This window comes from Streptomyces sp. NPDC001851, assembly GCF_040297165.1.
GTDB lineage: Bacteria > Actinomycetota > Actinomycetes > Streptomycetales > Streptomycetaceae > Streptomyces.
In genome coordinates this window covers 96755-122625 of sequence record NZ_JBEOYR010000003.1, presented here as the reverse complement: position 1 = coordinate 122625, position 25871 = coordinate 96755, and the positions used below count along the sequence as shown (strand labels likewise).

Annotated in this window: 18 protein-coding genes and 1 pseudogene; 5 read left to right on the top strand and 14 right to left on the bottom strand. The window is 71.7% G+C overall.

Features of this window, described 5'->3' with window-relative positions; genetic code table 11:
* Positions 1-5: 5 nt before the first annotated feature.
* Positions 6-1454: a cytosine permease gene (locus ABT171_RS05570; RefSeq protein ID WP_351240124.1), complete on the top strand. Its 1449-nt coding sequence runs from the start codon at positions 6-8 to the stop codon at positions 1452-1454.
* Here the strand turns inward: ABT171_RS05570 and ABT171_RS05565 are convergent.
* The 4 genes from ABT171_RS05565 to ABT171_RS05550 form a co-directional block, all read right to left on the bottom strand.
* Entirely contained in the window at positions 1451-2539 is a 1089-nt protein-coding gene (locus tag ABT171_RS05565; protein ID WP_351240122.1) for a branched-chain amino acid aminotransferase, read from the bottom strand. The two genes, ABT171_RS05570 and ABT171_RS05565, sit on opposite strands and share 4 nt — an antisense overlap.
* 244 nt (positions 2540-2783) lie before the next feature.
* Positions 2784-3827, bottom strand: coding sequence for a 3-isopropylmalate dehydrogenase (locus ABT171_RS05560; RefSeq protein ID WP_351240120.1), 1044 nt, complete (start codon positions 3825-3827; stop codon positions 2784-2786).
* 99 nt (positions 3828-3926) lie between these two features.
* Positions 3927-4058 (bottom strand): hypothetical protein, encoded by a 132-nt coding sequence (locus ABT171_RS05555; RefSeq protein ID WP_351240118.1) that lies wholly within the window; start codon positions 4056-4058, stop codon positions 3927-3929.
* A 211-nt stretch (positions 4059-4269) separates the two neighbouring features.
* Positions 4270-5178 carry a LysR family transcriptional regulator gene (locus ABT171_RS05550; protein ID WP_351240116.1) on the bottom strand — a complete coding sequence of 303 codons (909 nt, stop codon included), beginning with the start codon at positions 5176-5178 and terminating at the stop codon, positions 4270-4272.
* A gap of 102 nt (positions 5179-5280) precedes the next feature.
* On the opposite strand from ABT171_RS05550, the gene ABT171_RS05545 reads away from it, so the two are divergent.
* Positions 5281-6273 carry an NADP-dependent oxidoreductase gene (locus tag ABT171_RS05545; protein ID WP_351240114.1) on the top strand — a complete coding sequence of 331 codons (993 nt, stop codon included), beginning with the start codon at positions 5281-5283 and terminating at the stop codon, positions 6271-6273.
* Between the two features lie 75 nt (positions 6274-6348).
* Here ABT171_RS05545 and pruA read toward each other — a convergent pair whose 3' ends face one another.
* Together pruA and ABT171_RS05535 are read right to left on the bottom strand one after the other, a co-directional pair.
* Positions 6349-7980 (bottom strand): L-glutamate gamma-semialdehyde dehydrogenase, encoded by a 1632-nt coding sequence (gene pruA / locus ABT171_RS05540; RefSeq protein WP_351240112.1) that lies wholly within the window; start codon positions 7978-7980, stop codon positions 6349-6351.
* A 49-nt stretch (positions 7981-8029) separates the two neighbouring features.
* Complete coding sequence (locus tag ABT171_RS05535) at positions 8030-8956, bottom strand: proline dehydrogenase family protein (protein WP_351240110.1); 927 nt, start codon at positions 8954-8956, stop codon at positions 8030-8032.
* A gap of 165 nt (positions 8957-9121) precedes the next feature.
* Here ABT171_RS05535 and ABT171_RS05530 point away from each other — a divergent pair, with 165 nt between their 5' ends.
* A complete protein-coding gene (locus ABT171_RS05530) occupies positions 9122-10360 on the top strand; it encodes a PucR family transcriptional regulator (protein ID WP_351240108.1) in 1239 nt (412 codons plus the stop codon).
* 21 nt (positions 10361-10381) lie between these two features.
* Here ABT171_RS05530 and ABT171_RS05525 read toward each other — a convergent pair whose 3' ends face one another.
* Together ABT171_RS05525 and ABT171_RS05520 are read right to left on the bottom strand one after the other, a co-directional pair.
* Positions 10382-12091, bottom strand: coding sequence for an FAD-dependent monooxygenase (locus ABT171_RS05525; RefSeq protein WP_351240106.1), 1710 nt, complete (start codon positions 12089-12091; stop codon positions 10382-10384).
* Positions 12092-12248: 157 nt separating this feature from the next.
* Positions 12249-12833 (bottom strand): TetR/AcrR family transcriptional regulator, encoded by a 585-nt coding sequence (locus ABT171_RS05520; RefSeq protein ID WP_351240104.1) that lies wholly within the window; start codon positions 12831-12833, stop codon positions 12249-12251.
* 97 nt (positions 12834-12930) lie between these two features.
* Between ABT171_RS05520 and ABT171_RS05515 the strand changes: the two genes are divergently transcribed.
* Positions 12931-14454 carry an MFS transporter gene (locus ABT171_RS05515; RefSeq protein WP_351240102.1) on the top strand — a complete coding sequence of 508 codons (1524 nt, stop codon included), beginning with the start codon at positions 12931-12933 and terminating at the stop codon, positions 14452-14454.
* A gap of 65 nt (positions 14455-14519) precedes the next feature.
* Here ABT171_RS05515 and serA read toward each other — a convergent pair whose 3' ends face one another.
* From serA to ABT171_RS05485, 6 genes and pseudogenes are all read right to left on the bottom strand, one after another.
* The gene (gene serA / locus ABT171_RS05510; RefSeq protein WP_351240100.1) at positions 14520-16109 is read right to left on the bottom strand and encodes a phosphoglycerate dehydrogenase; all 1590 of its coding nucleotides are present in this window, start codon (positions 16107-16109) and stop codon (positions 14520-14522) included.
* 254 nt (positions 16110-16363) lie between these two features.
* The gene (ilvC, locus tag ABT171_RS05505) at positions 16364-17362 is read right to left on the bottom strand and encodes a ketol-acid reductoisomerase (RefSeq protein WP_351212783.1); all 999 of its coding nucleotides are present in this window, start codon (positions 17360-17362) and stop codon (positions 16364-16366) included.
* A 109-nt stretch (positions 17363-17471) separates the two neighbouring features.
* Entirely contained in the window at positions 17472-17996 is a 525-nt protein-coding gene (gene ilvN / locus ABT171_RS05500) for an acetolactate synthase small subunit (protein WP_030793132.1), read from the bottom strand.
* A 21-nt stretch (positions 17997-18017) separates the two neighbouring features.
* A complete protein-coding gene (locus ABT171_RS05495; RefSeq protein ID WP_351240097.1) occupies positions 18018-19865 on the bottom strand; it encodes an acetolactate synthase large subunit in 1848 nt (615 codons plus the stop codon).
* A 243-nt stretch (positions 19866-20108) separates the two neighbouring features.
* A pseudogene (locus ABT171_RS05490) lies at positions 20109-23200 on the bottom strand (putative bifunctional diguanylate cyclase/phosphodiesterase).
* Between the two features lie 386 nt (positions 23201-23586).
* Positions 23587-24540 carry a 2-hydroxyacid dehydrogenase gene (locus ABT171_RS05485; RefSeq protein WP_351240095.1) on the bottom strand — a complete coding sequence of 318 codons (954 nt, stop codon included), beginning with the start codon at positions 24538-24540 and terminating at the stop codon, positions 23587-23589.
* 76 nt (positions 24541-24616) lie between these two features.
* Between ABT171_RS05485 and ABT171_RS05480 the strand changes: the two genes are divergently transcribed.
* Positions 24617-25615, top strand: coding sequence for an aldo/keto reductase (locus ABT171_RS05480; RefSeq protein WP_351240093.1), 999 nt, complete (start codon positions 24617-24619; stop codon positions 25613-25615).
* Positions 25616-25871 lie beyond the last annotated feature (256 nt).

Genomic DNA, 25871 nt, shown 5'->3' with positions numbered 1-25871 from the left:
CAGCCATGCCGATAGAACAGCGCGGAGTCGACACCATCCCCGACGAGGAGCGGACCAGCGGTCCGCGCGACCTCGTCTCGATCCTGCTCGGCTCCAACCTCTGCCTCGGGGTGATCATCTTCGGGTGGCTGCCGCCGTCCTTCGGGCTCGGCTGGTGGGCGTCGGTGAGCGCGATCGCGGCGGGAACGGTGGTCGGTACCGCCGTCACGGCCCCGCTCGCCCTCATCTCCCTGCGCACCGCGACCAACCTGTCCACGTCCTCCGGCGCCCACTTCGGCGTCCGGGGCCGGCTGGTCGGCTCGGTGGTCGGTCTGCTGCTCGCCCTCGGCTACACGGCGCTGACCGTGTGGATCGGCGGGGACGTGATGCTGAGCGTGCTCGGCCGGCTCTTCGGGGTGCCGGCGGACGGGGTGTCGTACGCCCTCGTCTACGCGGTGCTCGCGGCGGCGACCGTCGCGGGCGCGGTGTACGGCTACCGGGTGCTGCTCGCCCTGTCGCGCGTCCTCGCCGTCGGCATGACCGCCCTGCTGGCCCTCGGGATCGCCGCCTACGCCCCGCACTTCACCACCGCGGCGCTGCCCGGCGCCGGCGGCTATCTGCTCGGCTCGTTCTGGCCGACCTGGTTCCTGGCGGCGGTGGCCGCGGGCCTGTCCGGCCCCATCGCCTTCATCACCCTGCTCGGCGACTACACCCGCTACGTCTCGCCGTCCCGGCACTCCGGCCGCCGGGTGCTCCACGCCACCTGGCTCGGGCTGGTCCTCGGCCTGCTCGTGCCCCAGCTGTTCGGCACCTTCACGGCGTACGCGGCCCACGCGGCCACCGACTACGCGGGCCCGCTGGTGGTCGCCTCCCCCACCTGGTACCTGATCCCGCTGCTGCTGTCGGCGTCCGCCGGCTCGGTCGGCAACGCCGGTCTGATGCTGTACTCCATGGGCCTGGACCTGGACGCGATCCTGCCGAGGGCCTCCCGCGCCCGGGCCACGTACACCGTCGCCGTCGTCGCCACGGCCTGTGTCTTCGCCGGCCACTACGCCTGGAACGCGCAGTCCGCGATGACGTCCTTCGTGCTGCTGCTCACCGCCATCGGCACCCCGTGGGCCGTCATCACCCTCATCGGCTTCGCCCGCTGTCGCGGTGCGTACGACGCCGACGCCCTGCAGGTCTTCAACCGCCGTTCGCGGGGCGGGATCTACTGGTACCGGGCCGGCTGGAACATACGCGCGACCGTCTCCTGGGCGCTGGGCGCCGGAGTCGGCCTGCTGGCGGTGTCCCTGCCGGCGTACCAGGGCCCGCTGCTGCGCCTGACCGGCGGGGTGGACTGCAGCTTCCTGCTGTCGGGGGCGGCGGGCGGGGTGGTGTACCTGCTGCTGACGTTCCGCCAGGAGACGACGAGGGCCGCCGCGGAACCCCACGAGGAGTCCGAGGCGGCCCTGAGCGTGTCCGGCAAGGGCTAGCCGATCTTGTGCATCCAGCCGTGCCGGTCCTCGGCCGTGCCGCGCTGGAGGTCGAGGAGGGCCTTGCGCAGGCGGACGGTGACCTCGCCGGGCGTCCCGTCGCCGTGGGTCCAGGCGTCCGTCTTGGTCTTGACGTGACCGATGGGCGTGACCACGGCGGCGGTGCCGCAGGCGAAGACCTCGGTGAGCGCGCCGGAGGCCGCGTCCTCGCGCCACTGCTGGAGGGTGACCACACCTTCCTCGGCGGTGTAGCCGAGGTCGCGGGCGACCTGGAGCAGGGAGTCGCGGGTGATGCCCTCCAGGATCGAGCCGGTCAGCTCAGGGGTGACGATCCGGTCGCCGTAGACGAAGGCGACGTTCATGCTGCCGCTCTCCTCGACCTTGGTGCGGGTGACCGCGTCGAGGTAGACGACCTGGTCGCAGCCGTGCGCGGCGGCCTCGGCCTGCGGGAGCAGCGAGGCGGCGTAGTTGCCGCCGGTCTTGGCGTCACCGGTGCCGCCGGGGACGGCACGGACGTGGTCCTCGGAGACCCAGATGGTGACCGGCTTGACGCCACCGGCGAAGTAGGCGCCGGAGGGCGAGGCGATGAGCATGAACAGGTACTCGTTCGCCGGGTGCACGCCCAGCGCGGCCTCCGTGGCGAACATGAACGGACGCAGGTACAGCGACTGCTCGCCGCCGTGCGGCGGGACCCAGTCGGCGTCCTGGCCGAGCAGCGCGTCCAGCGCGGCGATGAACAGCTCCTCGGGCAGCTCGGCCATGGCCATGCGGCGGGCGGAGTTGCGGAAGCGGCGGGCGTTCGCCTCGGGGCGGAACAACGCGATCGAGCCGTCGGGCTGGCGGTAGGCCTTCAGCCCCTCGAAGATCTCCTGGCCGTAGTGCAGGACGTGGGTGGAGGGGTCGAGGGAGATCGGGCCGTACGGGACGAGCTGGGCGTCGTGCCAGCCGCGTCCCTCGGTCCACTTGATCGTCACCATGTGGTCGGTGAAGTGGCGGCCGAACCCGGGGTCGGCCAGGATCGCCTCGCGCTCGGCGGCGGCGAGGGGGCTGGCGGAGGGCTTGAGCTCGATCGTGGGCGTCGTCATGTGTTGTCCTTCACCGGTTGTAGTGACGGGCCGCTTATACGCCCCGCACTCGGCCGGTGGCCAGTTCTAGGACGTCCGAGCATTCCCTCATACCGCGGCTCCGCGTTCGATTATCGCGCGGGGGCTGCGGCCGACGGAACGGGGGTGAAAGCGACCCAAGGGTTGATGGTGGCACCCGGCGAGGCACAGGAAAAGCCGCCGGGTGCGGATGCGACCCGGCGGCTTGGTGGGTGGGGGCGCCGGGTCAGCCGGCTACTCGTGCGGCGAGCGCGTCGCCGATCTGCGAGGTGGTGCGGGCACCCAGCCCGGCACGCTCGGTGAGGTCGGCGGCGACGGCCACGTCGATGCGGTCCGCCTCGGCGTCGTAGCCGAGGTGGCGCAGCAGCAGGGCGACGGACAGCACCGTGGCGGTGGGGTCGGCCTTGCCCTGGCCGGCGATGTCCGGGGCCGAACCGTGCACCGGCTCGAACATCGAGGGGAACTGGCCGGACGGGTTGATGTTCCCGCTCGCGGCGACGCCGATGCCGCCGGAGACGGCCGCGGCGAGGTCGGTGATGATGTCGCCGAAGAGGTTGTCGGTGACGATGACGTCGAACCGGCCCGGGTCGGTGACCAGGAAGATCGTGGCCGCGTCGACGTGGAGGTAGTCGGTGGTGACCTCGGGGAACTCCTGGGCCACCTTGTTGAAGATGTTCGTCCACAGGTGCCCGGCGAAGGTCAGCACGTTGTTCTTGTGGACCAGCGTGAGCTTCTTGCGCGGGCGGGCCTGGGCGCGGGCGAAGGCGTCGCGGACCACCCGCTCGACGCCGAAGGCCGTGTTGACGGACACCTCGGTGGCGATCTCGTGCTCGGTGCCCTTGCGGATGGTGCCGCCGTTGCCGGTGTACGGGCCCTCGGTGCCCTCGCGGACGACGACGAAGTCGATCTCCGGCTGGCCGGCGAGCGGGGTCGCGACACCGGGCAGCAGCTTGCTGGGCCGCAGGTTGACGTGGTGGTCGAAGGCGAAGCGGAGCTTGAGCAGGAAACCGCGCTCCAGGACGCCGGACGGCACCGACGGGTCGCCGATGGCGCCGAGCAGGATGGCGTCGTGCCGCTTCAGCGCGTCGAGGTCGGCGTCGGTGAGGGTCTCACCCGTGGCGTGGTAGCGCTGGGCGCCGAAGTCGTACTCCTTGGTCTCCAGCTTCACATCCTGCGGCAGGACGGCGGAGAGGACCTTGAGACCTTCGGACACGACCTCCTGGCCGATGCCGTCACCCGGGATCACTGCGAGATTGATGCTGCGAGACATGCGGGCACCCTACTCCTCGTCCCAGCTACTGACATGACCCTTCCACCATGCGGACACCCGGAGGGGTGCGTTCCGCGGGTGGAAGCCGGCGGGCGGGACTCAGTGGCCGGTTTCGCCGCCGTTGTCGCGGCGGTCGAGGGCGCGCTGGAGGGCGGCGGCGGCGTTCTTGCGGTCGGACTCGCTCGCACGGGACGCGTGGCGGACTCGGCGGCGGACGGTCGTCTCGGCCATGGGAATCGACTCCTTCGGCACAGGGAGGGATGCGAGACGCCGGAGGGGCGGGGAGCCGAAAGGCGGCAGGGGTTGCCTGCACGGATGCCCGGCTCACGACCGCCATTCGCTGGATCGAGCGAGACGTTCGGCTCCTCCCAAACTAAGGGAGCGGCCCGCTCCTGTCTGCACGATTACTCGGACTTCCTACTATCTGAGACGGCGGACCGGCTCACACGGCTCTGAGCTGGGCCTTCGCGCGTTCGGGTGCTGCTGTGCCAAGGGCACGCAGGGTGCGGATCAGGGCCCGTACGGCGGTGGTCGTGGCCAGTTCCGCCGTCGTGACGTAGCCGACGGAGCGATGGGGCCGGCCCGGCCCGAGGTCGGTGATCTCCACGGCGGGCGGCGCCCCGGTGAGGGAGAGCGCGGGCATGATCGCCATACCGAGCCCGCTGCCGACCATGGAGAGCACCGCACCGTCGTCCTCGGCGTTGACGGTCGCCGCGGGGATCCAGTCCTGGGCGGCCCACCAGGCACGGGTGTAGGAGCCGCAGTTCTCCGCCCAGTCGACGAGCGGCAGGGCCCGCGGATCCGGGTGTCCTGCCGGATGGACCAGGGAGTACGGCTCCTCCAGCAGCACCCCGCCGACCAGTCCGGCCGGCGGCGGCCCGCTCAGGGTGGCGATCCCGAGATCGGCCCGTCCGGCGGCGACCTCGCCCACCGTGCCGGCACCCAGTTCGCGTACGACGGTGACGGTCAGCTCGATGCCGGGGTGCCGCGCGGTGAGCCGTTCCAGGGCGAGCGGCAGCAGATGCAGGGCCGCGCTGCGGAACGCGGCGATCCGCAGCGGCCCGGAGACCTCTTCGGTGTCCGCGCCCCGGACGTCCGCGGCCAGCGCCTGGAGCATGCGCAGCACCCGCCGCGCATGGGCCGCGGCCCGCTCCCCCGCCGCCGTCGGCCGCGCGCCGAACCGCCCGCGCTCGAACAGCACCGCTCCCAGCTTCCGCTCGATCCCCCGCACGGCGTGGGAGACAGCGGACTGTGTGGCCCCGAGCCGGGCGGCCGCGGCGGAGAACCCGCCCTCGTCGGCCACGGCGACGAGGATGCGCAGTTCCTGCGGGCCAAGGTCTGTTGCCGTCACTGGGGGCTCCCACCTGCACGTATGAGCCGGAGTCATGGACCGGCGCGTTCCATGAGCCCAACCCCCTGCCCGCCGCCGGCATTCCTCCCTACGGTCCCTGCCATGACCGAGATCGCGCTCACCGTGCAGCAGACCGCCCGCCCCACCGGCTTCCCGACCCCGGAACACTTCCGCTTCGCCGAGTCCCCGGTGCCCGAACCGGCGCCCGGTACGGCCCTGGTGGAGAACCTCTACTGGTCGGTGGACCCGTACCACCGCGAGATGATGGACGGCGACTTCGCGCTGCACGCCCCGCTGGAGGGCCGCACCCTGGGCCGGGTGGTGGCCTCCCGCACCCCGGCCCTGCCGGAGGGCGAGATCCTCTTCCACCGCCAGGGCTGGCGCACCCACGCCGTGGTGAGCCCCGAGGAGGTCCGCCGGCTCCCGCACCACCCGGGCGTGCCGCTGTCGGCGTACCTGAGCGTGCTGGGCGGCACCGGCCTGACGGCGTACATCGCCCTGACCCGGATCGCCCGGCTGCGCGCGGGGGAGGACGTGTTCGTCTCCGGGGCGGCGGGCGGGGTCGGCACGGCGGCCGGCCGCTTCGCCCGGCTGCTCGGCGCCGGCCGTGTGATCGGCAGCGCGGGCAGCCCTGAGAAGGTGGAGTACCTGACGGAACAGGTCGGTTACGACACCGCCTTCGACTACCGCACGGCACCGGTCTCCGAGCTGCTCGCCGAAGCCGCCCCCACGGGCATCGACGTCTTCGTGGACAACGTCGGCGGCGACCACCTCGGCGCGGCGATCGGCGCGCTGCGGAACCGGGGCCGGGTGGTGCGGGTCGGCACGATCAGCCAGTACAACACCCCGGACGCCCCGCCCGTCCTCTTCGACCACGCGGACGTGGTGGAGAAGAGCCTGCGCATCGAGGGCTTCCTGGTGAGCGACCACCGGGACGCGCAGGAGGAGTTGTACGACTTCGCCGTACCGCATCTGCGCAGCGGGGCGCTGGCGCCGGACGAGACGGTGGTGGACGGGTTCGAGCGGATCGTGGAGGCGTTCCTGCTGATGCTGCGCGGCGGCAACACGGGCAAGATCCTGGTCCGCGCCGCATGAGGACACGTCATTGGAAACGGGCCGGGAAGCCTGCTCGGTGGCAGGCTTCCCGGCCCGTGTTCAGGGGGCCGCGGGTCAGCCCATGTGCGGGTAGGTGTAGTCGGTCGGCGGGACCAGGGTCTCCTTGATGGCGCGGGTCAGGGTCCAGCGCAGGAGGTTCTGCGGGGCGCCGGCCTTGTCGTTGGTGCCGGAGGCGCGGCCGCCGCCGAAGGGCTGCTGGCCGACGACGGCGCCGGTCGACTTGTCGTTGATGTAGAAGTTGCCCGCGGCGAAGCGGAGCTTCTCCATCGTGTAGGCGGCCGCGGCGCGGTCGTTGGAGATCACCGAGCCGGTCAGGGCGTAGTCCGACACCGACTCCATCTGCTCCAGCATCTCGTCGTACTTGTCGTCCTCGTAGACGTAGACGCCGAGGACCGGGCCGAAGTACTCCGTGCGGAAGACCTCGTTCTCCGGGTCGGTGGAGACGATCACCGTCGGGCGGACGAAGTAGCCGACCGAGTCGTCGTAGCTGCCGCCCGCGATGATCTCGCAGGTCGGGTCGGACTTCGCGCGGTCGATGGCGGCCTTGTTCTTGGCGAAGGCACGGTCGTCGATCACGGCGCCGATGAAGTTCGACAGGTCGGTGACGTCACCCATGGTCAGGTGGTCGACCTCGGCCGCGAACTCCTCCTTGAAGCCGCTGTTCCAGATCGACGCCGGGATGTACGCCCGGGAGGTCGCGCTGCACTTCTGGCCCTGGTACTCGAAGGCACCGCGGGTCAGGGCGGTCTTCAGCACCGCGCGGTCGGCGCTCGGGTGGGCGACCAGGAAGTCCTTGCCGCCGGTCTCGCCGACCAGACGCGGGTACGAGCGGTACTTCTCGATGTTGGCGCCGACCGTCTTCCACAGGTACTGGAAGGTCCTGGTCGAACCGGTGAAGTGGATGCCGGCCAGGTCGCGGTGCTCAAGGGCGACCTTGGAGACCTCGATGCCGTCGCCGGTGACGAGGTTGATGACGCCCTTGGGCAGGCCCGCCTCCTCCAGCAGCTGCATGAGCAGGACGGCGGCGTGGGTCTGGGTCGGGGACGGCTTCCAGACCACGACGTTGCCCATCAGCGCGGGGGCCGTCGGCAGGTTGCCCGCGATGGCGCTGAAGTTGAACGGCGTGATCGCGTAGACGAAGCCCTCCAGCGGCCGGTGGTCCAGGCGGTTCCACACGCCCGGGGAGTTCGCCGGGGGCTGCTCGGCGATGATCTGGCGGGCGTAGTGGACGTTGAAGCGCCAGAAGTCGACCAGCTCGCAGGGCGTGTCGATCTCGGCCTGCTGGGCGGTCTTCGACTGGCCCAGCATGGTGGAGGCGGCGATGGTCTCGCGCCACGGGCTGGCCAGCAGCTCGGCGGCGCGCAGGATGATCGCGGCGCGGTCGTCGAAGGACATGGCGCGCCAGGCCGGCGCGGCGGCGAGGGCCGCGTCGATGGCGTCCTTGGCGTCCTGCTGGGTGGCGTGGCGCAGGGTGCCGATGACGGCCTTGTGGTTGTGCGGCTGCACCACCTGGAACGGCTCGCCGCCGCCCATCCGCTTCTCGCCGCCGATGGTCATCGGCAGGTCGATCGGGTTCTCGGCCAGCTCCTTGAGCTTGGCCTCCAGGCGGGCGCGCTCGGGCGAGCCGGGGGCGTAGCCGTGCACCGGCTCGTTGACGGGGGTGGGGACCTGGGTCACAGCGTCCATGAGATCCGAACTCCTTGTACGTGAGCGGGTGTCGGGGCTTGGGTGGGGCTCAGCCCTTGCTGACCATCGAGCGGAGGAAGAACCGGAGGTTGGCCGGCTTCTCCGCGAGACGGCGCATGAAGTAGCCGTACCAGTCGGTGCCGTAGGCGGTGTAGACGCGCATGCGGTGGCCCTCGGCGGCCAGCCGCAGGTGCTCCTCGCCGCGGATGCCGTACAGCATCTGGAACTCGTACTCGTCGAGCTTGCGGCCGGCCTTGTGGGCCAGCTCCTGGGCGATGGCGATCAGGCGCGGGTCGTGGGACCCGATCATCGGGTACCCCTCGCCCTCCATCAGGATCCGCAGGATGCGGACGTACGCCTTGTCTATCTCGTGCTTCTGCTGGTAGGCGACCTCGGCGGGCTCCTTGTAGGCGCCCTTGACCAGGCGGACACGGCTGCCGGCGGCGGCGAGGCGGCGGGCGTCGGCCTCGGTGCGGAAGAGGTAGGCCTGGATGACGCAGCCGGTCTGCGGGAAGTCCTCCCGCAGCTCCTCGTGGATGGCGAACATCGAGTCGAGGGTGGTGTGGTCCTCGGCGTCCAGCGTCACGGTCGTACCGATGGCGGCGGCGGCCTCGACGACCGGGCGGACGTTGGCGAGCGCCAGCTCGTGGCCGCCCTCCAGCGCCTGGCCGAACATCGACAGCTTGACGGACATCTCGACCCGCTCACCGAGCTCCAGCTCCTTGAGGTGGTCGATCAGCGCCAGGTAGGCGTCCCGGGCGGCCGTGGCCTGCTCGGGGGTGGTGATGTCCTCGCCGACGACGTCCATCGTCAGCTCCAGGCCCTTGGCCGTGAGCTCCTTGACGATCGGCACGATGTCGTCGACGGTCTCGCCGGGGATGAAGCGGTCGACGACCTGCTTGGTCACCGGGGCCGCCGAGATCAGGCGTCGCATCCGGTCGCTGCGCGACGCGGCGAGAATCACGGGACCCAGCACGGGGCACCTCCACAGACAAGCACCAAATACGGCCGTCACCCGACGATTCGGGTACGGCGCGGAGAACCACCGTGAAACCTAAGGATCTCTCCGATCGTGAGCCATCGACAGCTGTCACGCATCCGTGCACTGGATCTCAGACAGATGTATGAAGGTCGCCGGAGAATGAGGGAGAATGCCCGAGTGGCGGCGGATTTCAAGGCTTTCAAGGGTGACTACCAGGAGCTGGTGGACGAGATCTCGGAGCTGCTGGGCGTCCCGGCGACCCTGGAGAACCGCGACTTCGAGCTGATCGCCTTCGGGGCGTACGACAGCGAGGACGAGCTCGATCCCTCCGCGCTGGACCCCGTGCGCACCCGCTCGATCCTGACCCGGCGCTCCACGGCGACGGTCCGGGCGTGGTTCGAGGGCTTCGGCATCACCCGCGCGACCGGCCCGGTACGGATTCCGACGAGCCCGGAGGCCGGGGTGTACCGCGGCCGGATCTGCCTGCCCGTACGCCATCGGGGTGTGGTCCTCGGCTACGTATGGCTGCTGGAGAGCGACCCGGGTCCGACGCACGCGCAGCTGGCCGCCGCGATGCAGGTGGCCGACCGGATCGGCGCGCTGCTCGCGGACGAGGCGGAGGCCGGGGCCGGGCTGAGCCGGGAGCTGCGGGCGGTGCTCACCGCGGAAGGCGGCTGGCAGCGGGACATGGCGGTGGCCGAGCTGCGCACCGCGCTCGGGCCCCGCGCGGACGGCCCGCACACGCTGGTGTGCGTCGCCCCCTGGCCGTCCGCCGACCCGGACGACGCCCCGGCCGCCCGTACGATCCCGCACACCGCGGCGCTGTGCACGCTGCCGTGGGGGGCGTCGGAGCAGAGCCTGGCACTGCTGGTGCGACTGCGGACCACGGGGACGGCCACGCCCGCGCTGGCGGCTGCCGCGCGGCTGCTGAAGGAGGCCGGGGAGGCACACGGGGCGCCGGGCGGCGCGGCACGCGGGGCCGGGGCCCGGGCCGCCGCGGGGGTCGGTGAGCCCCGCGTGGGTCTGACCGACCTGGGGACGGTGTGGCGGGAGGCCGCCGCCGCGGCGCGCGCCGCGCTGGCCGAGCCGCGGTTCGGACCCGTCGCCCAGTGGGCGCACATCGGGCCGTACCGGCTGCTGACCGCGCTGCCGCCCGAGGCCGCGCACGACGTCGTGGTCGGCCCGCTGCTCTCGGCCGCCCACCGCGAGCTGGCCCGCACCACGGAGGTCTATCTCGACTGCGCGGGCCAGGCCGGCCGCACGGCCGCCGAACTGGGCATCCACCGGCAGACCCTCTACTACCGCCTGTCCCGGGTCGAGCAGCTGACCGGCCTGGACCTGGACGACGGCGAGGACCGGCTGCTGCTGCACATGGCGCTGAAGCGGGCGCGACTGTAGCCGACCGGGGCGTCCCGGGCGTCAGGGGCGGCCGTTGAGAGCGGCGAGGGCCTCGAAGAGGGCGGCCGGGGCCGGCGGGCCGTCGGTCCACCGGGCGGCGATGTGACCGTCCGGCCGGACGAGCAGAGCGCCGCCCGGACCGAGCCCGAGGCCCTCCGCGGACCCCTGCGGCAGGGCCTCGGCGCGCAGCGGCCAGGGCGAGGCGGCGCGCGGAGCCCAGGCCGCCGTGTCCGGGGTGAACAGGGTGAACCACTCACCGAGGGCGTCGAGCGTGGAACGGCCGGGGGTGAGCGGTAGATGGGGCATGCGGTGACCTGGCTGCGGGGTGGGCACGTAATCCGTGGCGGGGAGGGCCTCCATGCCGGGAACGGCCCCCGCGTCGGAGTGGGCCTCCGGGGCGGGGTGGGGATTCGTGGCGGGGTGGGGATTCGTGGCGGGGTGGGTGTCCGTGGCCCCATCGGCATCCGCCCGCGAAGAGGCGTGCACGCGTGGGTCGGCAGGTGGCTCGGGACGGGTGTGGTCGTCGGTGAGGACGGCTGTGGAGCGGTAGGCGACGCCGAGCACCAGGCCGAGTTGTGCGAAGTACCGGTCGGACCAGGGCAGTTCGACCCGCTGCGCCCCGTCGCCCCCCGCCTGCAGCTGCTCCCGCCGCCGGGTTTGCGCGGTACGCAGCAGCTGGGCGTTGGCCACCGCTTGGCGGAGCGTCAGTCGGGCGACGGGCTGCCGTTCCGTCTCGTAGGTGTCCAGCAGGCTCGGCCCGGCCCACCCCTGCAGCACGCCGGCGATTTTCCAGCACAGGTTGTGCACATCGGCCAGGCCGGCGTTCATGCCCAGGCCGCCGATGACGGGGACCGCGTGCACGGCGTCGCCCGCCAGCAGGACCCGGCCCTGCCGCAGGCGTTCGGCGACGAAGGCGTTCATCACCCAGTGCTGGACCCGCAGCACCTGGTGCCGTACGTCGGCACCGGGGCCGAGGGCCCGCGCGACGAGCTCGTGCCAGTCGGTGCGGGCGCCGTCCTCGGGGGTGGGGCCGAACCAGGCCCAGCCGCCCTCGGGATACAGCGGCGTGAACGACCCGTGCGCGGTGAAGTAGACCCCGGCGGGCTGCCCGGCACACCAGCGGTCGAGGTCGGCGTCGAACACGACCGTGGTGACCTTTCCCAGCGCGCCGGGTCCGGCGGTGCCGATGCCCAGCAGCTGCCGCACGGTGGAGTTCGCTCCGTCGGCGGCGAGGACGTAGGGGACCCGGAGCCGTGTCTGCCGCCCGGAGCGGCGGTCGGCGAGGCGGGCGACGACGGCACCGCGTTCCTCGGACAGGCCGACCAGTTCGGCCCCGAACCGCACCGGCGTGTCCGCCGCGCCGAGCAGCACGGGTTCCAGCCGGTCCTGGGAGGTGACCACGCCGGTCACGGGACTCTCGGGCACCGGCGCGTGCACCCCGGCCATCACCGCCGCGGCGAAGTCGCGGTCGCGCAGGGTGTCCCGGAAGCGGACGCGGCCGTACTCCGGAGGGAACGCCCTGGCCGTGATCTGCCCGGCGAGGCCGAGACCGCGGAAGATCTCCATCGACCGCACGTTGACCAGCCGGGACCGGGGAAACGGCGACAGCTCGCCATGCCGCTCGACCAGCAGCGTGCGGACGCCCCAGCGTGCCAGCAGCGCCCGGGCGGTGAGGCCCACGGGTCCCCCGCCGACGATCAGCACGGTCTCCCCGGCCTCGGCCACGCTCATGTCGGCCCGGGGTCCGGGAGCGGGATCCGGCACATGAGGCCAATCTCGCCCACCCGCGGGGCGACCGCAATTCGTGCATCGGCGCGCATCCGCAGCTGCGCCTTCGCACGCCGACCGGCCGCTGACGCCGGGCGCCCCCTGCGGAGCGGCGGGTGGATCAGCTCTTGCCGATGCCGGCGATCACCCGCCGCAGCCCTTCCGTCAGCTGTTCGGCGGTGGTCGCCGAGTCCGGGTCGAACAGCCACTGGACCATGAGGCCGTTGAGGAGTGTCTGGTAGAGGCGCCCCTCGGTCTCGGCCGCCTCCTGGTCGAGGTCCGCCTCCGGGACGCCGCTGAACATGGCGGCGAGGCCGGCGCGGCCCTCCTTCTGCGCCTCCGCCAGGAGCTTGCGCACCTCCTCCAGCCGCTCGTCCTGGAACATCAGCTCAAAGCTGAGCAGCCAGATCGCCCGCGACTCGGGCACCGTCCTGATGATGCTCGCCCATACCTCGCGGAAGCGCTCCAGCGAGCCCGGCGGCTGGCTGATCTCGCCGCCGAAGTCGGGGTCGAATCCCTCCCCCACCCCCTCGATCAGTGAGACGTAGGCCTGCGCCAGCAGCGCGTCCTTCGAGCCGTAGTGGTAGCCGATCGACGCCAGGTTGGTGCCCGACTCCTTGACGACGTCCCGCGCGGTCGTGCGCCGGAACCCCTTCTCCAGCAGGCAGCGCTTGGCACCTTCGAGCAGATCTTCGCGGTGTCCCATGGGCACCACCCTACCGCCGGTCTGTACAACCGTCCCAGACAGACGACTTATACAAGCGTTCTAGACAAACGTTTAAGACGTCCGTACAGTCACTGGCATGACGAACTCGACGAGCACCACCACCCCCGTCGCGGCGGGCCGGCGGGCCGGGCGCCATGAATGGACCGCTCTCGGTGTGCTGATGCTGCCGCTGCTGCTGGTCTCCATGGACGTCTCGGTCCTGTACTTCGCCACCCCCGCCATCAGCGCCGACCTCCACCCGAGCGGCACCCAGCAGCTGTGGATCTTCGACGTCTACGGCTTCGTCCTGGCCGGCCTGCTGATGACGATGGGCTCCCTCGGCGACCGCATCGGCCGCCGCAGGCTCCTCCTCACGGGCGCCGCCGCCTTCGGCGCCGCCTCGCTCCTCGCGGCCTACGCGAACAGCGCCGAGACCCTGATCGCGGCCCGCGCGGTCCTCGGCATCGGCGGCGCGACCCTGATGCCGTCCACGATGGCGCTGGTGCGCACGATGTTCACCGACCCCGGCCAGCGGGCCAAGGCGATCGGACTGTGGTCCGGCGTGATGACCGGCGGTATCGCCCTCGGTTCGGTGATGAGCGGCATCCTCGTCGAGCACTTCTGGTGGGGCTCGGTCTTCCTGGTCAACCTGCCCGCGATGGTGCTGCTCCTGCTCCTCGGACCGGTGCTCCTGCCGGAGTCCAGGGACCCGGACCCGGGCCGCTTCGACTGGCCGAGCGTCCCGCTGTCGATGGCCGCCGTGCTCCCCGTGGTCTACGGCCTGAAGGAGATCCCCTCCGAGGGCTGGCACCCGCTGTACGTGCTCTCCATCGCCGTCGGCCTGCTCTTCGCGGCCCTGTTCGCGCACCGGCAGCGCACGGCCGCCTCGCCGCTGATCCCACCGGCCCTGCTGAAGGGCCGCGGCTTCGCCCCGGCGCTGGTCCTGAACCTCGTCGCCGCCCTCGCCATGATGGGCTCGGCCATCTTCACCACGCAGTACCTGCAGGCGGTCCTCGGCAAGAGCCCGCTGGCGGCGGCCCTGTGGAGCCTGCTGCCCTCGGTGTTCATCGGATTCGCCGGTCCGGTCACCGCACAGCTCGTCCAGCGGGGCGTCCACCGGGCGTACGTGGTCGCCGGCGGCTTCGCGGCCATGGCGGCCGGCTTCTCGATGCTGGCCGTCATCGGCACCGACTCACTGTGGCTGGTGCTGGCCGGGGCCGGCGTCCTCGCCTGCGGGATGGTCGCGATCACGTCCCAGCTGGTCGACCTGGCCATGAGCAGCGCCCCGGCCGAGCGGGCGGGTACGGCCTCCTCCCTGCTGGAGACCGGCACCGAGTTCGGCGGCGCGCTCGGCATGGCGGTCCTCGGCTCCATCGGCACGGCGATCTACCGCCACGAGATGCCGTCCACGGCGCCGGCAGCCGCCCGCGAGACCCTCGGGGACGCCCTCGCCACCGCCGCCCACCTGCCCGGCCCGGCCGCCGGGTCCCTCCTGGCCACCGCCCGCGAGGCGTTCACCAGCGGGTTCCAGGGCGCGGCGATCGCCGGCGCGGTGGTGGTGGCGCTGGCGGCGGTGGGCGCGGCGGTGAGCCTGCGGAAGACCGAGGCCGGGGAGAAGTAGGGCACGGAGGAACGCCGGACGGGCTGAGGCGGTCGCCTCAGCCCGTCCGGCGTTTCGATGACGCGTCAGACCAGATTCACCGAGCGGGCGGACGTCGCGCCGATCTCGGAAGCGACCTCGGCCAGCACGGCGGAGCCCACCGTGTCGTCGACGGTCAGCACGGCCAGCGCCTCCCCGCCCACCGCCGCACGCGCGACCTGCATGCCGGCGATGTTGATGCCCGCCTCGCCGAGGATGCGGCCGACGGTGCCGACGACACCGGGACGGTCCTCGTAGCGCAGGACGACCATGTGGTCGGCGAGCGCGAGGTCGACGTCGTAGTCGCCGACCGCGACGATCTTCTGGACGTGCTTCGGGCCGGCCAGCGTGCCGGAGACCGACACCTCCTCGCCGTCCGCGAGCGTGCCCCGCACGGTGACGACGTTGCGGTGCTCGGCCGACTCGGAGCTGGTGGTCAGCCGGACCTCGACGCCCCGCTCCTGCGCGAACAGCGGCGCGTTGACGTACGACACCGTCTCGTCGACGACGTCCTCGAAGACACCCTTGAGCGCGGACAGCTCCAGCACCTTCACGTCGTGCTGGGTGATCTCGCCGTAGACCTCGACGTCGAGGCGGTGCGCGACCTCACCGGCGAGCGCGGTGAAGATCCGGCCGAGGCGCTCGGCGAGCGGCAGGCCCGGCTTGACGTCCTCGGCGATGACACCGCCCTGGACGTTCACCGCGTCGGGCACCAGCTCACCGGCGAGCGCGAGGCGCACCGACCTGGCGACCGCGATGCCCGCCTTCTCCTGGGCCTCGTCGGTGGAGGCGCCCAGGTGCGGGGTGCACACGACCTGGTCCAGCTCGAACAGCGGGGAGTCGGTGCACGGCTCCTTGGCGTAGACGTCGAGGCCGGCACCGGCGACCCGGCCCTCCTTCAGCGCCGCGTACAGCGCCGCCTCGTCCACGATGCCGCCGCGCGCGGCGTTGACGACGCGCACGCTGGGCTTGACCTTGCGCAGCGCCTCGTCGCCGATGAGACCGAGGGTCTCGGGGGTCTTGGGCAGGTGGACGGTGATGAAGTCGGAGACCTCCAGCAGCTCGTCCAGGGACAGCACCTTGACGCCCATCTGCGCGGCCCGCGCGGGCTGCACATAGGGGTCGTAGGCGACGACCTTCATGCCGAAGGCGGACATGCGCTGGGCGACCAGGGCGCCGATACGGCCGAGGCCGACGACGCCGAGGGTCTTCTCGGCCAGCTCGACACCGGTGTACTTGCTGCGCTTCCACTCGCCGTTCTTGAGCGCGGCGTTGGCCTGCGGGATGTTGCGGGCGGTGGCGAGGATCAGACCGCAGGCCAGCTCGGCGGCGGTCACGATGTTGGAGGTCGGGGCGTTGACGACCATCACGCCGGCCTTGGTGGCGGCGGAGACGTCGACGTTGTCCAGGCCGACGCCGGCGCGGGCGACGACCTTGAGCTTCTTCGCCGCGGCGATGGCCTCGGCGTCGACCTTGGTGGCGGAGCGGATCAGGATCGCGTCGACATCGGCGATGGCGGGGAGCAGTTCGGCTCGGTCGGCTCCGTTGGTGTGCCGGATCTCGAAGTCCGGGCCGAGTGCGTCCACGGTCGCGGGCGACAGCTCTTCAGCGATGAGTACGACGGGTTTCGAGCTCACGTGAGGTCCTCACAAGTCCAATGCATGCGGACGGCCGTCCCGACGGCCGCAGGCGGAGGAGGGGGCTAGTCGCGGAAGACGCACGACGCTGTGGGCCTGACGCGTATGTTTGTGCAGCAGTCTAGTGGCGCGGCGGTCGTCGTTTTGCGCCACCGCGGAAGTATCACCCGGACGAGAAACTCCATTTTGTAGCCCCGCCGGCGGTTGTGGAACAGGGGGCCGGAGCAGCGTGCTCCGGCCCCCTGGCATGAGGCTTACGCCTCCTCGTTCACCCAGCTCATCAGCTTGCGCAGCTGCTTGCCGGTGGTCTCCAGCAGGTGCTCGGAGTCCTGCTGCTTGTACTCGTTGTACTTCTTCAGGCCGCCGTGGTACTCGTCCATCCACTGCTGGGCGAAGGAGCCGTCCTGGATCTCGGCGAGGACCTTCTTCATCTCGGCCTTGGTGGCGTCGGTGATGATGCGCGGGCCGGTGACGTAGTCGCCCCACTCGGCGGTCTCGGAGATGGACCAGCGCATCTTCTCCAGGCCGCCCTCGTACATGAGGTCCACGATCAGCTTCAGCTCGTGCAGGCACTCGAAGTAGGCGATCTCCGGCTGGTACCCCGCCTCGGTCAGGGTCTCGAAGCCCGCCTTGACCAGCGCGGCCGTACCACCGCAGAGGACGGCCTGCTCGCCGAACAGGTCAGTCTCGGTCTCCTCGGTGAAGGTCGTCTTGATGACGCCGGCCCGGGTGCCGCCGATGCCCTTGGCGTACGACAGGGCCAGCGCGAACGCGTTGCCGGAGGCGTCCTGCTCGACGGCGGCGATGCACGGAACGCCGCGGCCCTCCTCGTACTGACGGCGCACCAGGTGGCCCGGGCCCTTCGGGGCGACCATGCAGACGTCCACGCCGGCCGGGGGCTTGATGAAGCCGAAGCGGATGTTGAAGCCGTGGCCGAAGAACAGCGCGTCGCCGTCCTTCAGGTTCGGGGCGATGGACTCCTCGTAGACCTGGGCCTGGATCGGGTCCGGGACCAGGATCATGATGACGTCGGCCTCGGCGGCGGCCTCGGACGGCGTCACCACACGCAGGCCCTGCTCCTCGGCCTTGGCCTTGGACTTCGAGCCCTCGTGCAGACCGACACGCACGTCGACACCGGAGTCACGCAGCGACAGCGCGTGGGCGTGGCCCTGGCTGCCGTAGCCGATGACCGCGACCTTGCGGCCCTGGATGATGGACAGGTCGGCGTCAGCGTCGTAGAACAGCTCGGCCACTTTGGGTTCTCTCCTTGTGTGCAGGTTGTGCGTCCCACCGTATGACGGTGAGGGGAGGGGAAGTTTCGGGATCTCGGCATACGGGCGGGCGGACCGCCCGTATTCAGCCTTACGCGGTTCGGTCGAGCGCGCGAAGCGAGCGGTCGGTGATCGAACGGGCGCCGCGGCCGATCGCGATGGTGCCGGACTGCACCAGCTCCTTGATGCCGTACGGCTCCAGCATCTTGAGCATGGCGGACAGCTTGTCACTCGATCCGGTGGCCTCGATCGTGACGGCCTCCGGGGAGACGTCGACGGTCTTGGCGCGGAACAGCTGGACGATCTCCACGATCTGGGAGCGGGTCTCGTTGTCGGCGCGCACCTTCACCAGGACGAGCTCGCGCTGGACGGCCTGTCCGGGCTCCAGCTCCACGATCTTCAGCACGTTGACCAGCTTGTTGAGCTGCTTGGTCACCTGCTCCAGCGGCAGGTCCTCGACGTTCACCACGATGGTGATGCGGGAGATGTCGGGGTGCTCGGTGACGCCGACCGCGAGCGAGTCGATGTTGAAGCCGCGCCGCGAGAACAGGGCGGCGATGCGGGCCAGGATGCCCGGGGTGTTCTCCACCAGGACGGAGAGCGTGTGCTTGGACATGGTCTTTTACGTCTCTCTCGCTCAGTCGTCTTCGTTGTCGCCGAAGTCGGGGCGGACGTCCCGGGCGGCCATGATCTCGTCGTTGGAGGTGCCGGCGGCGACCATCGGCCACACCATCGCGTCCTCGTGGACGATGAAGTCGACGACGACCGGGCGGTCGTTGATGGAGTTCGCCTCCTCGATGACCTTGTCCAGGTCCTCCGGGCGCTCGCAGCGCAGGCCCACGCAGCCCATCGCCTCGGACAGCTTCACGAAGTCCGGCACGCGCGTGCCCTTCGCGTCCGGGTTGACGTCGTCGGGGCCGCTGTGCAGCACGGTGTTGGAGTAGCGCTGGTTGTAGAAGAGGGTCTGCCACTGGCGGACCATGCCGAGGGCGCCGTTGTTGATGATGGCGACCTTGATCGGGATGTTGTTCAGCGCGCAGGTGGTCAGTTCCTGGTTGGTCATCTGGAAGCAGCCGTCGCCGTCGATCGCCCAGACGGTCTGCTCCGGCTGTCCGGCCTTGGCGCCCATCGCGGCCGGCACCGCGTAGCCCATGGTTCCGGCGCCGCCGGAGTTCAGCCAGGTGGCGGGCTTCTCGTACTGGATGAAGTGCGCGGACCACATCTGGTGCTGGCCGACGCCCGCCGCGAAGATCGTGCCCTCCGGGGCGAGCTGTCCGATGCGCTCGATGACCTGCTGCGGGGAGAGCGAGCCGTCCTCGGGCTGGTCGTAGCCGAGCGGATAGGTGTCGCGCCAGCGGTTGAGGTCGCTCCACCAGGCGGTGTAGTCGCCCTTGTGGCCCTCGCTGTGCTCCTTCTGCACCGCCTGGACGAGGTCGGCGATGACCTCGCGGGCGTCCCCGACGATCGGCACGTCCGCGGCGCGGTTCTTGCCGATCTCCGCCGGGTCGATGTCGGCGTGGACGATCTTGGCGTACGGGGCGAAGCTGTCCAGCTTGCCGGTGACGCGGTCGTCGAAGCGGGCGCCGAGGGCGACGATCAGGTCGGCCTTCTGCAGCGCGGTGACGGCGGCGACCGCACCGTGCATGCCCGGCATCCCCACGTGCAGCGGGTGGCTGTCGGGGAACGCGCCGAGCGCCATCAGGGTGGTGGTGACGGGCGCTCCGGTGAGTTCGGCGAGGACCTTCAGCTCGGCCGTGGCGTGCGCCTTCAGCACACCGCCGCCGACGTAGAGGACCGGCCGCCGGGCGGAGGTGATCAGCTTGGCGGCCTCGCGGATCTGCTTGGCGTGCGGCTTGGTCACCGGGCGGTAGCCGGGCAGGTCCATGGTGGGCGGCCAGGAGAAGGTGGTCTTCGCCTGGAGGGCGTCCTTGGAGATGTCGACCAGGACCGGGCCCGGGCGGCCGGTGGAGGCGATGTGGAAGGCCTGCGCGATCACCCGCGGGATGTCCTCGGCCTTGGTGACCAGGAAGTTGTGCTTGGTGATCGGCATGGTGATGCCGACGATGTCCGCCTCCTGGAAGGCGTCGGTGCCGATCGCCTTCGAGGCGACCTGGCCGGTGATCGCGACCAGCGGGACGGAGTCCATGTGCGCGTCGGCGATGGGCGTGACCAGGTTGGTGGCGCCGGGGCCGCTCGTCGCCATGCAGACGCCGACCTTGCCGGTGGCCTGCGCGTAGCCGGTGGCCGCGTGGCCGGCGCCCTGCTCGTGGCGGACCAGCACATGACGGACCCGGGTGGAGTCCATCAGGGGGTCGTACGCCGGAAGGATCGCACCGCCGGGAATGCCGAATACCGTGTCCGCGCCGACCTCCTCAAGGGAGCGGATGAGGGACTGCGCACCCGTGACGTGCTCGACGGGGGCGGACTGCTGTCCTCCGGATCGGGGCCGCGGCTGCGGATGGGCCCCGGTGGCCTGCTCGGTCATCGGCATTCTCTTCTCGATGCTGAGGGTTTTTGCGAGGTTTGTACGGAGTTCAAGCGCTGCACGAGCGGCACTCGTGCAACAAAAAACCCCTCGTGCCGCAAGGCAAGCGAGGGGAGCGCGCCGGTGAGGTCGCTGGGCGTTCCGGATCGTCCTCCGGTGGGTCCCAGCTCAGCCGACGCGCTGTCCAAGTACGAGAATTCGGGTGCGCATGGCACTGACCCTCTCCCCGGCACGCACCACGTGTCAAGTGGGTGGGACGGGCGTCTCATTATGTGAGCGGCAGGCACGGCCACCTCCCCAGACGGCGGACACACTCCTTGTGTACACCCGCCGCGCCCTTCCGCGTGGCTCGTTCACCCACGGGGCGCACCGGTCGGTGTCGAGGCCCCGACGCGTCCCTGCGGCTCTCGCACGCCGCCCGCGAACGCCGGTTCGGCGGCCGGCGCGTGGGGCACCGGATAGTGGCCGGATCCGAGCGCCCGGCGCAGCCGGTACTCGTCCAGCGGCCCCGCGAACGCCATGCCCTGCCCGTGCGTACAGCCCATCGCGCGGAGCGCCGCGACCTGCTCCGGCAGGTCCACGCCCTCGGCCACGGACTGCAGCCCGAGATCGCCGGCGATCCGCAGCAGCCCACTGGTGATCTTGTGCAGCCGCGCGGACTCCACGACGCCCTCGACCAGACTGCGGTCGAGCTTCAGCATGTCCACCGGGAGCCTCCTGAGCGCCGTGATGGCCGCGTGGCCGCTGCCGAAGCCGTCCAGCGCGATCCGCACCCCGAGCCTGCTGAGCGCGGTCAGCCGGCGCTCCAGCTCGTCCAGGGAGACATGCGGATCGGTGTCGGACAGTTCGAGCACCAGCGCGCCGGGCGGCAGGCCGTGCCGGGTCAGCAGCGCCTCCACGGAGCCGAGCGGCATCGAGCGGTCCAGCAGCCGCCGGGCGCTCATCCGGACGGCCACCGGGACCACGAGCCCGGTGGCGGCCCGCTCGGCGGCCTGTTCGACGGCCTCCTCCAGCATCCAGCGCTCCAGCTCGGCGGTCTTGTCACCGTCCTCGGCCACCCGCAGGAACTCGGCCGGGGTGAACAGCACCCCCTGCGAGGAGCGCCAGCGCGCCTGTGCCGAGACCGCCGTGATCCGGCCGCCCTCCAGGCACACCACCGGCTGGTGCAGCAGCGCGAACTCGCCGTCGTGCAACGCGGCACGCAGCCGGGTGGCCAGCTCCGCCTTGCGTACGACGTCCTGCTGCATCTGCGGCTTGTACAGCTCGACCCGGCCCTTTCCGGCCGCCTTGGCGCGGTACATCGCGAGGTCGGCGTTGCGCAGCAGCTCGCCCGCGCCGAGGCCCGGTTCGGCGAAGGCGACGCCGATGGAGGCGTTGACCCGCACGTCCTGGCCGTCGATCGCGTACGGCTGGGACAGGGTCACCCTGAGACGGTCGGCGAGCTCCAGGATGTTCCGCTCCCGGGCGGCGCGGTCACGGGTGCCGTCCCCGACGATCAGGGCCGCGAACTCGTCGCCGCCCAGCCGGGACGCGGTGTCCCCCTGCCGGACCGCGTCCTGGAGCCGGCGGGCGGCCTGGACGAGCAGCTCGTCCCCGGCCTGGTGCCCGATCGTGTCGTTGACGGCCTTGAAGCCGTCCAGGTCGATGAAGAGCACCGCGGTGTTGCGCAGGGCGGGGCCCCGGTCGGTGGCACGGCGGCCGGACAGGGCCTGCTGCACGCGCCGGGTGAACAGCGCGCGGTTGGGCAGGTCGGTGAGCGGGTCGTGCTCGGCGTTGTGCTGCAACTGCGCCTGCAGGCGCACCCGTTCGGTCACGTCCCGGCTGTTGAAGATCAGCCCGCCGTGGTGGCGGTTGACCGTCGACTCCACGTTGAGCCAGCCGCCGTCGCCGGACCGGAAGCGGCACTCGATGCGGGTGGTGGGTTCCTCCAGCGGGCTCGCGGCGAGGAAGCGGCGCACCTCGTGCACCACGCAGCCCAGGTCCTCCGGGTGGATGAGACTGGCCAGCTCGCTGCCCACCAGATCCTCGGCCGGCCGGCCGTAGACCCCGGCGGCGGCCGGGGAGACGTACCGCAGGATGCCGTTGGGCGCGGCGATCATGATGACGTCGCTGGAGCCCTGCACCAGGGAGCGGAAGTGGTTCTCCTTCTGGGCCAGCTCCTGGGTGAGGGTGATGTTGTCCAGCAGCATGATGCCCTGCCGGATGACGAGCGCGAGCACGACGGCGCCCGCGGTGATCAGCACGACATGGTCGGGCCGGCGGCCGTTGAGGACGTTGTACAGGATGCCCAGGGTGCACACGGCGGCGGCGAGGTACGGGGTGAGGGCGGCGAGGGAACCGGTCAGCGGACGGCCGGCCGGATACCGGCTGTGCTCACCTCCCGGGCCGGGCACGGGCAGGGTGGGGTGGACCGTGCCGCGCTGTCCGGGCAGGTGCTCGTGGACCACGCGCGTGTGCCCGTCCGGCAGCTGTGCCTCCTGCGCGCCCTTGCGGCCGGGCGCGGCCCAGGGGGCGTAGGCGAGCAGCAGCGAACCGGCGAACCAGCCGGCGTCCAGCAGATGCCCGGAGTGGTAACTGCTCTGCAGCAGCGGCGAGATGAACAGCGCGTCGCACATCACGATCAGCGCGAGCGCGCCGATCACGGTGTTCACCGCCGTGCGGTTGCCCGGGGTGCGGCGGAAGTGCAGCGCGAGCACCATGCTCACGAGCGCGATGTCGAGCAGCGGGTAGGCCAGCAGCAGCGCGGTGCGCGCCACGCTCGGTCCGTCGAAACGGGCCGCCTGGGCGAGCGCGAGGCTCCAGGAGAGGATCAGCAGGGAGCCGCCGATCAGCCAGGCGTCCAGCGCGAGGCAGATCCAGCCCGCCTTCGTCACCGGCCGCTTGGCGAAGACCAGCAGGCCCACGATGGCGGGCGGCGCGACGCACAGGAAGAACAGGTTCGCCCAGCTGACCTGGGGCACCTGCACGCCCAGCACGACCTCGTACCACCCCCAGACCACGTCGCCGAGGGCCGCCATCAGCTGGGAGAGGGCGAACAGCAGCCAGGCCGTCCGGAAGCGCACGCGCGGGCTGCGCGCGTAGCGGAAGCAGGAGACCGCGGCGGTGACCGCCGCGGCGCTCAGCCCGAAGTCGCCCATGAAGTCGGCGACTTGATCCGTACCCCAGTCGAACGCGGCTCCCACGGCGTAGGCCGCGCAGATCACCGCGAGGACGAGTTGCTCCATCGCGCGCGTGCCCTCGCCGGCGGCCGGCCGCCGGCGCGGCGGTGCCTGCTGCGGGTGGGGGGCGCGCACCGCCGTGTCCAGGGCGGTCGTCACGGAGGGCGGCGCACTCACCGGGGCCTCCCCGTCCGCGCCGCTCCCGCGTCCCGACGGTCCCGGTGCGCTGGGTGCGCATGCCTCCGGTGCCCGCTGTGCCTGCGCTGGCGGTGGCTGTGGTGGCTGGTGTGGTGGCCGCGTCTGCGCGTGGCCGTGCGCCAGGGTCGCCGTCGGCGGCTCCGCCGCGTCGGATCGTTCGTCCATAGGCCGTGCATCGCCCGTCGCCCCCCTCACGAATCTGAAATGTCCATCCCCGGCGCCGAACGGTGAGCGGCGCAGCCCCTGTCGGGACGATACACCAGGATCGTCACTCAGGGACATAGCTTCTCTACGCTCCGTGACGACCAGCGAGGATGCCGGTACGCGCCGCGTCCGAGGGGTTGCGGAGGGTGCCGGAAACGGAGTTACGACCCTGTCGTCAGGATCACGTTCCGCAGGGGCTCGTGGTGCACGAACCGGGTCAGCTGGTCGGCGAGGAGCCGCTTCGCGCGGGGCAGGAAGGCCGAGGAGGGCCCGCCCACATGCGGGCTGATGAGCACGCCGGGGGCCTGCCAGAGCGGGTGTCCGGGCGGCAGCGGCTCGGGATCGGTGACGTCCAGGGCGGCCGTGAGACGGCCGCGCTCCACCTCCGCGAGCAGCGCCTTCGTGTCGACGACGGGACCCCGCGCGACGTTCACGAGCAGCGCTCCGTCCTTCATCGCCGCAAGGAATTCGGCGTCGGCCAGCCCCCGTGTCTCCTCCGTCAAGGGCGTGGAGAGGATCACGACATCGGCGTGTGGGAGCAGTTGCGGCAATTCGGTGAGCGGGTGCACGAGACCGCGCGCCGTGGTGCGCTGGGAGCGCGCCACGCGCGCCACCCGCGCGAGCTCGAAGGGCGCGAGCCGGTCCTCGATGGCGGCGCCGATGGCGCCGTAGCCGACGATCAGGACGGACCTGTCGGCGAGCGAGGGATGGAATCCGGTCTCCCAGCGCTCCTGCCGCTGGGCGCGGACGAAGCCGGGGATGCCGCGCAGGGAGGCGAGGGTCAGGGCGAGCGCGAGCTCGGCGGTGCTCGCCTCGTGCACGCCGCGCGCGTTGCACAGCTGCACGCCCGGCCGGATGTCCGACAGCCGGGCGATGACGTCGTCGACGCCGGCCGTCAGTGTCTGGATGACCTGCACGCCGGTCAGGAGTTCCAGCGGGCGCACCTTGACCGTCTGCCGCTTCATGTACGGCACCACGTACAGGACGCAGTCCGCCGGGTCGCCGGGAAAGGGCTGGTCACCGTCCTCGCCTCCGTCCCAGAACAGGTACCGGGGCCCCTCGGGAAGCCCCTCGATCTCCTCCGGCGCTATCGGAAGCCACACGTCAGCAGTCATGCCAAGGAGGCTATGTCAGGTACGCGTGCGTGCAGAGGTTAGGTTGGGGGCCGGGCAGAGGGAGGTTCGCGGGCAGGTGGAGCGCAGGACGATCGGCGCGGGGGCGCTCGGGGTGGGGGCCGTCGGACTCGGGTGCATGCCGATGAGCTGGGCGTACAGCGGGTCGCGGCAGCGGGGCGACGAGTCGCTCAGAACCGTGCACCGGGCGCTGGACCTGGGCTCGAACCTCCTCGACACGGCCGACATGTACGGCCCGTTCACCAATGAGCTGCTGCTGGGGCGGGTGCTCAAGGAGCGGCGCTCCGAGGCCTTCGTGTCCACGAAGGTGGGGCTGCTGGTGGGCGATCAGCACATCGTGGCCAACGGCCGCCCCGGGTACGTGAAGCGGGCCTGCGACGCCTCGCTGCGGCGGCTGCAGACGGATGTGATCGACCTCTACCAGCTGCACCGCGCCGACCCCGAGGTTCCCGTCGAGGAGACCTGGGGCGCGATGGCGGACCTCGTCCGGGCGGGCAAGGTGAGGGCGTTGGGCCTGTGCGCGGTGGGCGCGCGCGGTGGCCGCCGGTCGGGGGCCGGGCTGCACGACGGCACGCTGCGCCAGCTGCAGCGGGTGCAGCAGGTGTTCCCGGTGGCCGCGGTGGAGGCGGAGCTGTCGGTGTGGTCACCGGAGGCGTTGCCGGATCTGCTGCCGTGGTGCGAGGCCCGCGGGGTGGGTTTCCTCGCGGCGATGCCGCTGGGCAACGGCTTCCTGACCGGCACGCTGAGGCCGGGCGAGGGCTTCGAACCGGACGACCTGCGCGCTCGCCATCCCCGTTTCACGGCGGAGATGATGGCGGCCAACCAGCCGATCGTCGCGGGCCTGCGCCGCATCGCCCACCGCCACGGCGAGCACGTCACCCCGGCCCAGGTCGCCCTGGCCTGGGTCCTGGCCCAGGGCCGCCATGTGATCGCCCTCCCGGGCACCAAGCGGGAACGCTGGGCCGCGCAGAACGCGGCGGCGACCGACCTGCACCTGACCGAGGAGGACCTGGCGGAGGTGTCCCGCCTGCCGGCGGCACGCGGGTCCTGGGACTGAGGGCAGGCGGGGCGAGGGCGTGGCCAGGGGGCACAGGTCGGTCACTCTGCACGGGCAGGGCACGCCGAGCCGGGCGCACGGACCGGCCGAACCAGGCAGACCAGACGGGCCGAACCGCGCACACCCGGCGCCCCGGCCCGAGCAAGCCCGCGCCCCGAGCGAGCAGCCCGGGAACGCCCCAGCCCGGCACGCCCGACACACCGAGCCAAGCAGACCAGCCACACCCGACCCCCCAGCCGGACGGGCCAAACGGGCC